Origin of the sequence: Streptomyces atroolivaceus, assembly GCF_000717025.1 — a bacterium.
Classification (GTDB): domain Bacteria; phylum Actinomycetota; class Actinomycetes; order Streptomycetales; family Streptomycetaceae; genus Streptomyces; species Streptomyces atroolivaceus.
This window is the reverse complement of record NZ_JNXG01000016.1, coordinates 144,697-159,410: the sequence shown is the minus strand read 5'-3', so window position 1 is coordinate 159,410 and position 14,714 is coordinate 144,697. Positions and strand designations below refer to the sequence as shown.

12 protein-coding genes are annotated in these 14,714 nt (G+C 69.5%); 5 read left to right on the top strand and 7 right to left on the bottom strand.

The window, feature by feature from the left end:
• Positions 1-276 precede the first annotated feature (276 nt).
• Entirely contained in the window at positions 277-1,350 is a 1,074-nt protein-coding gene (locus OO67_RS26940) for a (+)-(1(10)E,4E,6S,7R)-germacradien-6-ol synthase (protein WP_033304182.1), read from the top strand.
• Positions 1,351-1,464: 114 nt separating this feature from the next.
• Here the strand turns inward: OO67_RS26940 and OO67_RS26935 are convergent, their stop codons facing one another.
• From OO67_RS26935 to eccB, 7 genes are all read right to left on the bottom strand, one after another.
• Positions 1,465-1,764 (bottom strand): WXG100 family type VII secretion target, encoded by a 300-nt coding sequence (locus OO67_RS26935; RefSeq protein ID WP_033304180.1) that lies wholly within the window; start codon positions 1,762-1,764, stop codon positions 1,465-1,467.
• A 63-nt stretch (positions 1,765-1,827) separates the two neighbouring features.
• A complete protein-coding gene (locus OO67_RS26930; RefSeq protein ID WP_033304179.1) occupies positions 1,828-2,202 on the bottom strand; it encodes a WXG100 family type VII secretion target in 375 nt (124 codons plus the stop codon).
• A gap of 76 nt (positions 2,203-2,278) precedes the next feature.
• A complete protein-coding gene (locus OO67_RS26925; protein WP_033304178.1) occupies positions 2,279-3,532 on the bottom strand; it encodes a S8 family serine peptidase in 1,254 nt (417 codons plus the stop codon).
• A gap of 25 nt (positions 3,533-3,557) precedes the next feature.
• Entirely contained in the window at positions 3,558-5,303 is a 1,746-nt protein-coding gene (locus OO67_RS26920) for a hypothetical protein (RefSeq protein ID WP_033304176.1), read from the bottom strand.
• The gene (locus OO67_RS26915) at positions 5,300-5,740 is read right to left on the bottom strand and encodes a hypothetical protein (RefSeq protein WP_033304174.1); all 441 of its coding nucleotides are present in this window, start codon (positions 5,738-5,740) and stop codon (positions 5,300-5,302) included. The genes OO67_RS26920 and OO67_RS26915 overlap by 4 nt, the downstream gene beginning before the upstream one ends.
• 163 nt (positions 5,741-5,903) lie before the next feature.
• The gene (gene mycP / locus OO67_RS26910) at positions 5,904-7,157 is read right to left on the bottom strand and encodes a type VII secretion-associated serine protease mycosin (protein WP_033304173.1); all 1,254 of its coding nucleotides are present in this window, start codon (positions 7,155-7,157) and stop codon (positions 5,904-5,906) included.
• Between the two features lie 10 nt (positions 7,158-7,167).
• Positions 7,168-8,700, bottom strand: coding sequence for a type VII secretion protein EccB (gene eccB / locus OO67_RS26905; protein ID WP_033304172.1), 1,533 nt, complete (start codon positions 8,698-8,700; stop codon positions 7,168-7,170).
• Between the two features lie 183 nt (positions 8,701-8,883).
• Between eccB and eccE the strand changes: the two genes are divergently transcribed.
• The 4 genes from eccE to OO67_RS26885 all read left to right on the top strand — a co-directional run bounded on the left by eccE (position 8,884) and on the right by OO67_RS26885 (position 14,534).
• The gene (gene eccE / locus OO67_RS26900; protein WP_033304171.1) at positions 8,884-10,224 is read left to right on the top strand and encodes a type VII secretion protein EccE; all 1,341 of its coding nucleotides are present in this window, start codon (positions 8,884-8,886) and stop codon (positions 10,222-10,224) included.
• A complete protein-coding gene (locus OO67_RS26895) occupies positions 10,221-10,931 on the top strand; it encodes a hypothetical protein (RefSeq protein WP_033304169.1) in 711 nt (236 codons plus the stop codon). The genes eccE and OO67_RS26895 overlap by 4 nt, the downstream gene beginning before the upstream one ends.
• Positions 10,932-11,015: 84 nt before the next feature.
• Positions 11,016-11,249: a DUF397 domain-containing protein gene (locus OO67_RS26890; RefSeq protein WP_033304167.1), complete on the top strand. Its 234-nt coding sequence runs from the start codon at positions 11,016-11,018 to the stop codon at positions 11,247-11,249.
• Between the two features lie 330 nt (positions 11,250-11,579).
• Complete coding sequence (locus tag OO67_RS26885; protein ID WP_033304165.1) at positions 11,580-14,534, top strand: SCO5717 family growth-regulating ATPase; 2,955 nt, start codon at positions 11,580-11,582, stop codon at positions 14,532-14,534.
• Positions 14,535-14,714: the final 180 nt, after the last annotated feature.

Below are 14,714 nucleotides of genomic sequence, written 5' to 3'. Positions count from 1 at the left end.
CCCGGGGCTCCTCCCCCGATTCGGTGAATCCCCACCTGACAAGAGTCACTTTCGGGCCAACGCCGCGCTGCGCGCGATCAACCTGAATCGAGGCGCGATCAACCGCTTTCTCGCCTTTCACAGGTGTCGAAGACAGGCCCGGACGCCCCGGTCCCGTGGGGGAAGGACAGTGGCCCGTAGGCCAAGCAGGCTTGAAAGGGTTGTACACGCCTGCTGTGACCCTTGCTAACTTCCGGGGCCCAGAGGCATTGAGAAGCACCCGTGAAAGGGCGGTACATGACCTCCCCAGCTCCAGCGCCGAAGATCCCTCAGCTGTGGGTTCCGCTCCCCTCGGGGATCCATCCGGGCTGGCGTGAGATCGACGAGCGCTCCGCCGTCTGGCTCGATCGATTCGGCCTCTACTCCGACCGAGCGCAACGCGAACGGCTGATGCGGATCTCCGTGGGAGAGATAACCAGCCGCGGCGCCCCCGCCGGGCGTCCTGCCGCCTTGCAGTGGACGTCGGACTTCCTGATGTGGCTCTTCGCGTTCGACGACGAGTTCTGCGACGAGGGGCCTGTCGCAGCGTCCCCGGACGCCACCCTGCTCATCATCACCAAGCTTCAGCGCATCGTCGAAGTCCCCTGGGCGGCTCCCGCCGACGACAGCTACAGCGCCGCTCTACGCGAGTTGCGCCTGAGACTCGACCACTTGACCACGCCCGTGCAGACCGCTCGCTGGGCCGCCAGCTTCCGGGCCTACCTCCAGGGCCAGATATGGATGGCCGCCAACAGCGCCCACGGCCGGATTCCCAGCCTTTCGGATCATCTGGCGGTCCGGCTCGACTCCTCCGGGGTCAAGATCTTCTCGACGCTCAGCGAGATCATCCACGGATACGACCTCCCCGCGGCCGACTACGAGCGCCACGACATCCGCGGGTTCGTCGAAGTCTTCGCCTCGATCATCGGCTGGTCCAACGACCTGATCTCCTACCACAAGGAGCGGCAACGCAGCCAAGACAGCTTCGGAAACATCATCGACCTGATCGCGTACGAGCGGAAATGCTCCCTCGACGAGGCGGTGAGCGAGACCGCCATGATGCACACCCGCGCCATGACCCTCTACCTCCGCCTCCGCGACCAGATTCTGCGGGACGCCGGCTCCGAACTCCGCCGGTGGATCACGGACTGCGACTCCTGGATCCGTGCCGACTACGACTGGTCCCTCACCACCAGTCGCTACGTCAATCCGGAGGACCCCGCCGACCTCCCCGCCGGCAGCGCCGCCTCTCCCTTTCGCGAACGAGAGGCGGACCACCCCCTGCCCATCCCCAGCGTCGCCTGGTGGTGGACCCTGTTGAAGGACCAGTGACCTGAACCGAAGACGTGCGGCCGGCAGAGCGCGAGCACTCCGGCCTCACGACACAGGTCAGGGTGGGCACCTCCCGTGCGTGTCCACCCTGACCTGTTTGCTCTTCAGCGAGTCCTACTCGAAGTTGGCCCTCGCCCGCTTGTCGCCGCCCTGGTAGGCCGTGCCGGCCTCGCGCACCTTGCGGGAGATCTCGGTCAGGGCCGTCTGAATCGCCGTGGCGTCACGGTCCCAGCCGGCCTGCGCCGCGTCGTACGCCGTCTTGGCCTCGCCCACCCAGAGTTCGGACGCACTGGCAACCACTCGCTTGATCGCCGCGAGGTCCTCCTGAAGCTGCCTGCTCTGCCGGTCGATGTCACCAGCGGCCTGCTCGAGGCTTGCATAAGTGACAACCATCGTGCCGTCGTTGGTCGGCATACGGTCCTCCAGTTCAATCTAGTTCTATGTGATGGTCCGTACGCAGTACGGATGCGGCGAAGCTCAGAGGGAGTTGAGCGCCGAGGGCGGAGGGGTGATGGCCGCGGTCTTGGCCTCCGCGCCGGCCGAGTAACCGTCGACCACGTCGACGCCCTGGAGGGCCGCCTTGATCTCGTCTTCGGTGTTGCCCGAGATCACGCGGGCCGCCTTGATGGCTTCCTGGAAGTTGGCCATCCGGACGGCGATGTTGCCCATCCTCCGGTTGATCTCATCCTGCTTGCTGTTGAAGGCGGTGGCGCCGATGCCCTTCCACGCGCCTTCCAGGCTGTCGATCGTCCCCTGCAGCGTCTTGATCTGGCCCCTCACGGATTCGAATCGCGTGGAGAGCTCGCCCTCGATCTTGATGAGCGCGTCATCTGAAAGCTTCTGATCTGCCATGGTGCTGGCTTCCTTCCTGATGCTCTTCTTCGGTCCGGCATTCCCGCCGGGGGTACATATGAGGAACTACGGCCCGTCAGGCGGTACGGCGCCTGCGCGCGAACAGGAAACCACCGACGCCGAGTACGAGAACCACGGCCACTCCGCCGAGGATCAGGCCCAGTTGGCTGCCGTCGTTCTTCTCCGTGCTGGAGCCTGCCATGGCAGCGTCGTCAGCCTTCTCGCTCTTCTCAGGCTGTGACGAGGCTGATGCAGACGGGGCGGCTGAGCCTGCGGAACCGGGCGTCTTCTCCTTGGTGAGCGGGCTGATGTCCGCTGCACCGGGCGTGCCCTTTCCCTTCAAGATGTTCATGGAAGGGCGGATCAGGCCGTGGCCGAGGTACTTGCTGAGCGTTCCCTTTTCCCAGTCGCGGCTCGCGGTGTCGAAGAGGACGTTGAGTACCTGATTGGCAGTCCAGTCCGGGTGGGCTGACCACACCAAGGCTGCGGAGGCGGACGCGATGGCGGTCGCCTGGCTGGTACCGTCCCCGTCGCAGTATTCCTGAAATGTTTCGTCACACCAGTGCGGCACATCGAGTCCAGGAGCTGCGAGGTCTGTGATCTGGCCGTGCTGGGAAAATTCGCCGACTTTTCCTCTCTTGTCTGCAGCCGACACTCCGACAACCTCAGGGTAGGCCGCCGGATACTCTTCCCTGTTTCCGCCCTGCGCGTTGTTTCCAACGGAAGCAAAAAACAGCTTTCCCTTGCCCTGTGCGTACTGGACGGCCTCTCGCTCTCCAGAGGTCGGGAACTCGCTACCGAACGACATGCTGATGACCTGTGCGTCACTGTCTGCCGCGGCACGAATTGCATCTTCCGAGTCCCGCGCATTAACCGAATGTGCGTTCTGAAATTCAGTATTGGAAATCCGGAAGGGAATGATCTTTGCGCTGGGTGCAAGGCCCTTCAGGCCTTCGCCCCTGCCCGTCCCGGCGATCAGCTCAGCCATGGTGGTGCCGTGGCCGTTGTAGTCGTCGAATTCGTCACCGTCGGCCTCCGTAGCGTCAAGCCCTTTCAAGACTTGCCCCTTCAGGGACGGCGTCGATGGATTGACGCCGGTGTCGATGACAGCGACCGTGATGCCTTCCCCCCTGGTGACCTTCCACATCTCTTCGGCCTGCATCGCTTCGAGATACCACTGCTTGGACTGCACGTCTGCGGAAAATGCCGAGGGAGCAGCTGCAGTAAGTCCCACAGTCCAAGCAGCGGCCATGGCCACCGTGCCGAGCAGGCGCCCTCTCAATTCGAGAGGCGTACGGCGCTTCCGGGTCTGGCTCATTCCTGCTGTCATCCTGACTTCCGAACCTTCCGTGTACCTACTCGATCACCGGCGGTGCGGATCCACGTCGGCCGGCCTCCCACGTCTCTCTGTCTTCCGTCAGGTAGTCCGGACGGGGCGTGCCCTCGTCCTGGTCCTCGTCTCTGGAGTCCCTCCGGCCCACCGGGCCACGCACCAGACCAGCGCCCCCGGCCGTGAAGCCCTTCGCATTGGCTCCAGGTCCCGCAGCCCCACCTCGAGGCGTGCCGACAACACCCTTGGTACTGGGAGTGCCTCGACCGCCAGGGCGCGACGCACCGTTCGTACCTCCGGCCCCGAGGACGCCCCGCTGGCCGATACCGCCGGCCGGTCCACCCGTCCGTGCCGCGCCACCGGCCCCGATAACAGTGCCGCGCGGGACGCCACGGGCACCCCCTGGCGTGCTCGCTCCCGGAGTGGCGCGCTGCGGGGTGCCGCCCATGATGCCGTTTTGCCGTCCGGCACGGGGGCCGGTGGCCCCGGACGTACCTGTGTGGCCTGCCGCCGTCGGCCTGCCGCCGGTGACAGCGGGCCGGCCGGCAGTCGGGGACTGCGGTCCGGCAACTGGCCGCCCGGGGTTACCGGAGGCCGAGCCCCCGGTGGGCGCGGGGCGTCCCACCGGGGATCCCGCCCGGCCGTTCGCCGCGGGACCGCTTCCCGTGGGCCCATTCGGTCTGGCACCACTGAAGCCTGGCTGGCCGGCAGCCCTGGGCACTGGTGCTCCGTGGGCCCGGGAGCTGCTTGTCACGGGGTTCACAAAGCCGTTCGCCACCGGAAGAGGACCCCCACTGGGTGCAGGGCTTGTGGTGGGTACCGGAGAAGGGGCGGTTGGGGTATTCACCGGGGCCGTCGGGGTGGCGATGCTGTTGATCTCTGTCGAGGTGCTCTCGTCCAGAACAGGTGTGACCAGCCCAGGGGGTGCCACAGAGGATGCTCGATGGTCACCCTCTGCACCAGGGCTGCTGACAACCGCCCGCTCGGAATAGGAGCCGCGCCCTCCCTCACCGCTCTGGATTCCGGAACCTGATTCGGGGCCCCTGGGGAAGGTGTTGTCGTTTGTCGGCCGCGGCACCTCCACATCAAGCTTCTTCTCGAACCGCGGCGGCTGCTGCGCCGCCAGCGTCTCCTCCGAAACCGCGTAGTACGAAGCCAGCCGGTTCGCCTGGTTGATGGCCTCCTGGCGGTCCTTCTCGACCTTCACCGCCGCCTCGTACTCCGCGTTGCCCTCGATCCGCTTCGGGGCCTCGATCTCGTCGGGGGACTTGCGGACGAGGCGGTTGTCCCGGGGCGGGAGGGAGTTACGCACCGAAGCGAGACCCGTGCCTGCGACGGTGATCTGGGTGCCGGCCACTTCCGCGAAGACGGCCAGCTTGTCGGCATGGGCGACCAGGGCCATACCCCAGTCGCGGAAGGCGGTCCCGGATTCGCCCTCCCAGTCGACGCCCTCGATGAACCGTCCCAGTTCGCCCGCCGCGTCCTTGATCGCTCCCCTGGCGTTCCAGAGCGCCTTGCCCGCCGCTTCGAGATCCTCCGGCTTGGAGTTCTCGATCAGGTCGATCATCGCGTTGAGCTCATGGCCTTCGAAGGAGGTCCGTCCCGCGGGGCCGGAGCCCCCGAACACCTCCATCACGCCCTGCACCACACGGTTGACGTCCGTGACGATCAACTGGCCCTGGACGCGGCCCTCGTCCTGCTTCAGCTGTTCCGCGGGGCTCAGCTCCGGCTCCGCCTCAGCACCCGGTGCCGGCGTCTTCGGTTCACTCATTCGGCTGCCCACCCCGCGTCGCTCTTCTTGTCGGCGTTCTGCTCGGGCTTGACCGTCTTCTCGCCCTGCGCCTGCTCGTGCTCCTTGTCGAGGCGCGTCCGGATCTCGTGGAACCGTCGTCGCGTGTCGTCGTCCACGTTGTCGAAGCCGACAGCCGCCGCGTGCACGCCGAGGTTCAGGTACTCGATCTGGTCGCTCAGGGACTTCGAGAGCGTGACGAGCGACTCGTGGACCCGGTTGTACTGGGTGTAGAGCCCGTCCGCTTCCGCGAAGCATGTGTTCTGGCCACTCAAGGCGGTACGCGACACCGTCTGTGCCGCGACCTTCGACTTGCCGGCCGGTGAACTCTCGAGCTCCGCCAGCAACGCGTTCACGCTCTTCTGGAACTTCTCCAGGGCGCCTACCCCGCGCCGGAGATTGCCTTTGCCTTCGGCCACGTTGCTGTCCTTCCCCGTTTCCCCGTTTGCACAGTCTGTCTCGCGTTGCTATCGCACTCGCGTGAACAGCCCTGGCCCCATAGCATCACTCTAGCCAATGGCACTGACATGACCAACTGTCTTGTCCATCACGTAACTTCCCCGGCGTCAAGCGCCCCGGCCGTCACGCACCGCCAGGACGCCCCTGCCGCCTCTGCCTGTCGCGCACGGCCACGGCCGTTCCCGCGATGGCGGCGACCAGCACTCCCCCGCCCACCACGACGTAGGTCGCTAGCCGCGCGTTGCGCTCGTCGGCGGTCTCACCCAGGTGGAACGCGGCGGGGACCGGCGCTTCGCCCTTGCTCACGCCCTCGTGTGCCACCGGTTTCTCGATGGGTTTGTCGTCCTCCGTCAAGGCGCGCACCGGGTCGACGACCCCCCATCCGACCAGTCGGTCGTGGCCCGCGGTCGAGCGCTCCGCCGTCTGCTGGATCTGGGCGACGATTTGCTCCTGCGTCCAGTCCTTGTGCTTGGCCTTGATGAGCGCCGCGACCCCCGCGACGTAAGGGGCCGAGAAGCTGGTGCCGTTGTCGGAGCAGTGTCCCCCGCCGGGAACCGTGGACACCATGTCCACCCCCGGTGCCGCGACACCCACGAAGTCGCCGGACTGCGAGAAGGCCGCACGCTCGTTGTTGCGGTCCGAGGCGGCGACGGCCAGGACTCCGGCGAACGAGGCCGGGTAGGTCTCCTTGACGTTTCCGCCCAGCCCGTCGTTGCCCGCCGAGGCGACGATCACGATGTCCTGGGCCAGAGCCGCGTCCACCGCCTCCTTCAGGGCGGGTGCGGGCTCCACCGCGTTGGCCGTGTCCTGGGAGATGTTGATGACGTCCGCGCCTCCCTCCCCGGCGGCGTAACGGATGGCCTGCGCCAGCGTTTCCGCTGTCCCGTGACCCTCGGCGTCGTTCTGCTGGATCGGGATGATCGTCGCGTCCGGGGCCAGGCCGGTGAACCCGGTGCCCTTCGCCTCGCGCGCGGCGATGATGCCGGCGACCTTGGTGCCGTGGCCGACCAGGTCGGTGGTGCCGTTCTCGTTGCCGCGCTCGACCTTGTTGCCGTTCTCGTCCTTCAGGTTCTTGTCCAGGTAGTTGCGTCCGCTCCCGGTGTCCACGGCCTTCGTGAGCTGAGGGTTCTTGACGTCGACGCCGGTGTCGATGACGGCCACCCGTACGCCCTTGCCGGTGGACTGCTCCCACAGCTCGTCCATCAGCACGCGTTGCAGTGCCCAGGGGCGGCCCGCGTACTTCTTCGAGGGAAAGGTGCACTGGGTGGCGTCGTCCGCGGCTGCCATGGGCACCGGCAGGGTGACGAGGAGGACCCCGGTGGCGGCCGCGGCTGTCAGCAGCCGACGGGAACGAGTGGACGTGCTCTGCGTGGTCACGTGTCGCTCCTCACGAACCCTGCGGCTGGCGCGCGGCGCCGGTCGACAGTCGGGGGCCCGTCGGCAGGAAGGCGGACCAGTCGGCGGGGACGGGTGCGGGGTCGACGTCCTTGTAACCCAGCTTGATCTGCGCCTGCTGCGCCTCCTGCTGCCTCTGCTTCCTTTCCTCCTTCGTGCCGGACTCACCGATGCCGGAGTCGTCCTGCGCGCTGTCGCCGTTGGACTGCATGGCATAGCGCAGGCCCGTGTCGGTCACCAGGAAGAGAGGCCCCGACTCAGGGCTGGAACCCTTGAACTGCCGGAAGAGCTGCCCGGATCCGGGGGTGACGTAGGCACTGCTGGAGCCGGTAGGGAGGGTGGCGGGGAAGCCCTTGCCCGCCCAGGTGCTGAGCGTGCTGGTGCCGTTCTTCTCCGATACGCCGCGCAGGACGTTGCACACGGTGTTACGGCTTCCGTCCGCCGCGCTCGCGGAGTTGACGGGTGTCGCCTCGTTCGTCGGCCAGTCCGCTTCCTGCCCGAAGGCCTCACCGGGCTCGAACGCTCCGGCGCTGACGGACTTCGCCTTGCCGTCCTGCTCGAGGTCGACCAGGTCGCGGCTGCTGAGCAGGAGCTTGGCGACGAAGTCGGACACCGGGGCGACCCTCCCCTTGAGGACCACGTACTGCTGGGTCCTCGTACCCGAGGTCGCCGCGAGGATCATCCCCACCTTGTTGTCGTCGGGCTGCAGCTCCCCCGGAACACCCGCGTCGGTACCGGGAGTTCCCTCGATGGCCGGGAAGGTGACCTCGTCGCCCATGTGCAGCGTGGCGAGCCACTCGGCCGACACCCGCTGGGGGACACGGTCCTGGTCGACCAGGGTGCGCAGCAGCAGCTCGTTGTTCTCCACCGGGTACGCCTTGCCCGTGGCGTCCACGATGTAGCGGGTCCTGTCCGGTCCCGGGCCCTCGACGTACATCACCTCGCCGCCGTGCAGCTTGTTCGCGCCTTCGGTCTTCTTCTGCTCGCGCTCCGCGAAGACGAACGCCGCCTTCTGGATGGCCCTGCCGCCCTCGCCGGGCCGCTCGCAGACCGCCCAGCGCTTCGTGGAACCGGCTTCGCCCTTGTCCGGCAGGCGGTCGGGGGCGTACGGGATGCCGAGGGTCGCCCCGTGCGGGATCTTGCCGCTGTCGAGGACCGACTCGTCGACGTTGACGACCTTGCCCTTGTCCGGGGCGAGGAGGAGCTTGGCGCTGGACATGTTCAGCACCGGGTGGAGCTGTGTCTTGCCGTCGGTCGTCAACACCACGTACCTGGTGGTGGACTTGCTGGCGATGATGACGTTCTCGTAGGGGGTGTCCCACTTCTGGGGCGCTACGGGCTTGAACATGCCCCAGGCTCCGAACACCGCGAGGACGACCACGCCGACGATCACTCCGGGCACCACCGCGCGAAGCGGACGTGGCGCCCCCTCTTCCGAGCCGGACGGGTGGGGCTGCAGGAACTGTGCGACCAACCTCCGCTTCGCGAAGGTGTAGGCATTGAGTTCGTCCCGCCGTGATGCCATGTGCGCGCTGCCCCTTCTCCCCTGTGGGCGACCAGATTCCCACACCGGCCGTGGACCGCTGCCGCCGACGTGGACCCCTACTATGCCTGTTGGCACTTGGCTCTCACCGCTCAGGTAGGGTGATCGCCCGATCAACGCCCGTGCAAAAAACGGTGAATACGGACACGAGGGGGCAACGCGGCGATGGGTGCAGCGACGGGGGAACGCGCGAGGCGGTCCACCCACCGAACGCCCCGCCCTTCCCGGAGGCAACGCAGCAACGGGTCGGACGGCACAGCCCCCCACCGGTCGGCGGACGCCCCAGCGGCCACCACTCTCCATTCGATCTCCAGGACCGGCCGCGTCGGTCCCGCGCTGCGGCAGATGGTGCTCGTCGAAGCAGCCCTGGCAGTGGCCGTGGTGGGTGCCGCGCTCGGCGGCGCGTGGCTCATTCCCGCAGGAGTGATCGCCTGTCTGTTCATCCTTCTCGCAGTGGTACGCCGCCGGGGCCGGGCCGTGCAGGACTGGCTCTCGACGGTGTCCTCCCTCCGCCGTCGAAACCGGTCGGCGGTGGCGGCCCCCGCCGAGACGGAGCCGCAACTGGCTCCTGTGGCGGAGAGCGTGCCGGGATTCGCTCCGTACATCTATGTGGACGGCGCCCGCCGCACGGTGGGCATGGTCGGGGACGGCACGTTCCTGACCGCGGTCGTACGGGTCGAGGCGAGCGGTGAATCGCTTCGTCAGGCGCAGGGTGCCCGGGCGCTCCCGCTGTCCCTCCTGGGCGACGCTCTCTCGGTGGACGACATCGTGCTCGAGTCCGCGCAACTCGTGCAGCAGGTACGGCCCGCCCCTGCGCCGCATCTGCCGGAGCGGTCGGTGGCCCGGCTCTCGTACGCCCCGCTGCAGGACCGGACCGGGGCGCCCGCGCTGCGGATGACCTGGGTGGCGGTGAAGCTGGATCCGGAGCTGTGCCGGGAAGCCGTGGAGGCCCGCGGTGGCGGGCTCGGAGGGGCTCAGCGCTGCCTGGTCCGGGTCGCGGACCATGTGGCGAGCCGGATCACCGGTGCGGGGTTCCGGGCCTCGGTGCTGGACCAGGAGGAGCTGAACTCCGCGGTGGCGACGTCCGCGTGCGCCAACCCCATCCTGTCGGCCCGTGCCGGACGCCCGGATGCCGCGCCGCAGCGGCGTACGGCGGAGACGCCGCGGGTCTGGCGCTGCGACGACCGCTGGCACACCACCTACGCGGTGGACCGCTGGCCGGAGCTCGGGCGGGGGGCGACTCCGCTTCCGCGGCTCGTCTCGCTGCTGACATCGGTGCCGGCGTACGCGACGACGTTCAGCCTGACGGTGCGCCGCGGTGCGCACCAGGGCCACGTGTCGGTGCGCGGCCACGTGCGGATCACCGGCGGCTCCGACACCGAACTGGTCGGCGTACGAAGGACTTTGGAGCAGGCCGCACGGCACGCCGAGGTCGGTCTCGTACGGCTGGACCGAGAGCAGCTGCCGGGCGTCCTGGCGACGCTCCCCCTGGGAGGCGCACAGTGACGAAGCACATCGCTCCGAGGCGAGGGCTGCTGGGCCCGCGCCACGCCGGCCACACCCTGGCGGCGGACCACCTGGGCGCCCTGTCGTTGCCGGTGGGGGACGACGGGGTGATCATCGGTGACGACGCCGAAGGCCGCCCGCAGCTGATCGGCTTCCACCGTCCGGCACCGTACGACGTCCTGCTGATCGGCGGTCTCTGGACGGCGCAGGTGCTGGCGCTGCGCGCGGCCGGTACCGGTGCGCGGGTGGCGGTCGAGACGGGCCGCACCCAGGCGTGGACCACGCTGGCGCAGGCCGCGGGCGCGGGGCTCGAGTGCGTCTCGCTCCACGACGTGGGCCGGGTTCCGCCGACCGGAGCGACCGTCGGCAGTCCGGTGGTCGTGGTGCGCGACTGCGGCATGCGCCCGCCTCGCGGCCGGGTGGTGTCCTCGCCGTGGCAGTCGGTACTGACGCTGCTGCCTTATCTGAGCCCGGTGGCACCTCGGTTGATGCGGGCGGCGACGCTCGTGGGTGTTCAGCGGGTGTCTCCGGCCGAGTCCGAGCAGATCGGCCGGATCCTGGGGCTCGCCAGGACCGAGAGCGAGGCTCTGCCGACCCTTGCGGACGGTGTCACCCTCTGGGTGTCGGGCCGCGAACGCCACTGGGTGATGACCAGTGCGACGGATGTAGAGGCCGGACTGCTGGGCACCGCTCGCAGGATGGACTGAATCCTGTCTCGTTCGCTCCCCGGATCCGCCGCTTTTCAGGATCATGGCGTGGGAACGACACAGTTCGACCGAAGGGACGGGTCCATGGGCACCCAGCAGGAAAAGGACGAGCTCTACGCTCTCGACATCTCGGATGTGCAGTGGCTGAGCGCACCCGGGACCGAGAACGTCGAGGAACGGGTCGAGATCGCCCACCTCCCGGGGGGCGCGGTCGCCATGCGCTCGTCGCTGGATCCGGAGACCGTACTGCGCTACACGGAGGCCGAGTGGCGCGCGTTCGTACTGGGCGCGCGGGACGGTGAATTCGACCTCGAGTAGGCGTCCGCACGGTCCGGGGGCGGCTGTCGGGGACTGCCGCCCTCTCCTTGTGTCCGCCCGCGTCACGGTGCGCGGCGGCAGCCCGTTCCTCCGTGTTCCGCCGCACGCGCTCCGCCCGGCGGCCTGGCGTGACGTGAAGGACGGTTTTCGCTGGGCGGTACGGCCTGCCGCAGTGCGCCCCATGGCGATTAGGGTGGGTGGGGGCGCGGCAGAGGAACCTGCGGGCAGGCACTGCGCGTCGCAAGGGGGAGAGCCGGGCGGACCGGACATCGGGAACGGTCGCCCCCACCCACCACGGCACAAGGGTGCTCGACCACACCAGGAGGCAAAGTGAACGGCGATCGGGACGAGATCAGCGGGGGATGGAACACGCCCGTCGACGAGTCGTCCGACGCGGATCCCGCCGAGATGACGGGTGAGTTCACCATCGACTACACCCCGCCCGCCTGGTACACCCAGAACGCGCCGGGTGACTCGTCGGGAGGAGCGGGGTCGCACCTGGCACCGCCACCGCCGCCTCAGGGGGCTCCGCTGGCCGTACCGGGGCCGCCGGCACCAGGCGGCTTCGAGCCCGGCTGGCCTCCGGCTCCGGCGGCACCGTCCGAAGCGGCGTCGGCCGCCTCTTCCGAGCCGCCCTCGCCGTCTTTCGCGCCCACTCCCGCGGCACCGGCTCCGGTGCCCCCCGCGCCGGGTTCCGAGGAGTCCGAGGTGGTGAGTGACGCGTCCGGCCCGTTCGGCGGCGGCGATGTGGAGAGCGGCGCCACCATGCGCTTCTCACCCGCCGCGCTGAAGCAGGAGATCGCCGAGCGCGAGGCGGCCAAGGCCGACGCCGACGCCGACGCCGACGCCGCAGCGTCCGGTTCCGGCCGCCCCGCCGAGCCCACGCCTCCGGCGGCGGCATCCGAGGAGGGCGACGCGGACCCGACCGGCCCGGTGAGCGGGAAGAACGCCGGGGAGGACGAGGGGCCCGAGGCCCCGGAGGCGGACGCGGCTCAGGCCCCCGTACGGGCAGCCGACGACGAGCCGGAGACTGACGACCAGCAGGACGAGGGTCAGGACGACTGGCCTGTGGCCCCGGTGACGGCCGCACCGCCCCAGGGCGCACCGCCGGCCGGTGTGCCGTCCGTCGACACGGCCGCCGCCGGTGTGCCCCAGGGCGCGGTGCCGTCGAACGCACCGGCCCCCTGGTCCCCCACGCCGCCCGCGCAAGGGGCCCTGCCGCCGCTGCCGCCCGCGTTCCAGCCGGCCGCGCAGCAGCCGAGCACACCGCAGCCCGCGCAGCAGTGGCCCGCGCAGCACCCCGCGCCGGCTGCGGGAGCGCCGGGTGGCCACGGATTCCCGCAGGGCCAGACCCCGCCGCCCGCACAGCCCCTGCCGGCACCACAGCAGCCGGTTCAGCCCAACGCGTCAGCGCCGCAGGGCGGTTACGGGTTCCCCCAGACACCGCAGCAGGGCGGTTACGGGTTCCCCCAGACACCGCAGCAGCAGCCCCCCGCCCAGGGCGCCCCCCAACTCCCCCCGGCCGCACAGCCGCAGGGGGGTTACGGATTCCCGGCTCCGCAGGCCGGCCAGCAGCCGCAGTTCCCCGCGCAGGGGGCCCCGCTCCCGCCGCAGGTCCCCCAGCAGAACGCCCACCAGGGCACACCGAACCTGCCCGCGCCCCAGCAGCAGCCTCAGCAGCCCGAGGCGCACGAGCCCCAGCCGCCCACACCCCAGGCTCCGCCCGTGGACCCGCGCACCGGCTCCGCCTGGCCGACCCCGGTCACCCATGACCAGCGTGAGCGGTCCGTCCCGGGCGCCCCGCTCGGCTACACGGCCGCGGTGGAGCTGTCCTCGGACCGGCTGGTCCGTGGCAAGCAGAAGGCCAAGAGCAGCCGCACCCCGTCCGCCGCCTCCCGCTTCAAGCTGGGCGGGAAGAAGGAGGAGGCCGAGCGGCAGCGCAAGCTGGACCTCATCCGTACGCCGGTGCTGTCGTGCTACCGCATCGCGGTCATCAGCCTCAAGGGCGGGGTCGGCAAGACCACGACGACCACGGCGCTCGGCTCGACCCTGGCCACCGAGCGGCAGGACAAGATCCTCGCCATCGACGCCAACCCGGACGCCGGCACGCTCGGCCGGCGGGTGCGCCGCGAGACGGGGGCCACCATCCGCGACCTGGTCCAGGCGATCCCGTACCTCAACTCGTACATGGACATCCGCCGCTTCACCTCGCAGGCGCCGTCCGGCCTGGAGATCCTCGCCAACGACGTGGACCCCGCGGTCTCCACGACCTTCAACGACGAGGACTACCGCCGGGCGATCGACGTCCTGGGCAAGCAGTACCCGATCATCCTCACCGACTCGGGCACCGGCCTGCTCTACAGCGCGATGCGCGGTGTGCTGGATCTCGCCGACCAGTTGATCATCATCTCGACGCCGTCCGTCGACGGTGCCTCCAGTGCGTCCACCACCTTGGACTGGCTGTCTGCGCACGGCTACGCAGAACTGGTACAGCGCTCCCTGACCGTCATCTCCGGTGTCCGCGAGACCGGCAAGATGATCAAGGTCGACGACATCGTGCAGCACTTCGAGACCCGCTGCCGCGGCGTGGTGGTCGTGCCGTTCGACGAGCACCTGGCGGCCGGCGCCGAGGTCGACCTCGACATGATGCGCCCCAAGACCCGCGAGGCGTACTTCAATCTCTCCGCCCTCGTCGCGGAGGACTTCCAGCGGGCCCAGCAGCAGCAGGGGCTGTGGACGACGGACGGCAGCAACCCGCCGCCGCAGTTCGCCCCGCCCATGCCCGGACAGCAGGTACCCGGTCAGCAGGTGCCCGGCCAGCAGCAGTACGCCCCGCAGCCTCAGCCCGGTCAGCCGTACCCGGGGCAGCAGTACCCCGGACAGCCGTACCCCGCGCAGCCGCAACAGCCGTATCCGCCCCAGCAACCCCACGGCGGGCAGCAGCCCTACGGGGGGCAGCCGCCGTACGGGGGACAGCAGCCGTACGCGGGGCAGCAGCCGTACGGGGGACAGCAGCCCCCGTCCCAGCCGGGCGCCCTGCCGCAGCAGGCCGCTCCGCCCCAGCAGCCGTACCCGCCGTACCCCGCCCAGGGCACGCAGAACAACGGCTGGCAGCAGCAGCCCTCCCCGGCGCAGCCCGGAGGGGGCCCGGCAGGGCCGCCTCCTCAGCCCGCGCACCACGATGGCCAGGCACATCAGCCCGGACAGCCCGAACTGCAAGGCCCCGTTCCGCCGGCGGGCTGGCAGCAGCACCCCCCGCAGCAGCCGCCGCCGCCTCAGCAGTAGGGCCATAGAGGTCTAAACCAATGAGGGCCCGCACCGTTCACACGGTGCGGGCCCTCATCGCATTCCCGCAGACCACACGCGGTTTGGCGGACCGTTGACGCGACTCGACCGCCGCTGATAGACCTTCGCTTCACCAGCTGGCGAACCAGAGATCTGCCCGCCTTCACCGTGCGAGTCATG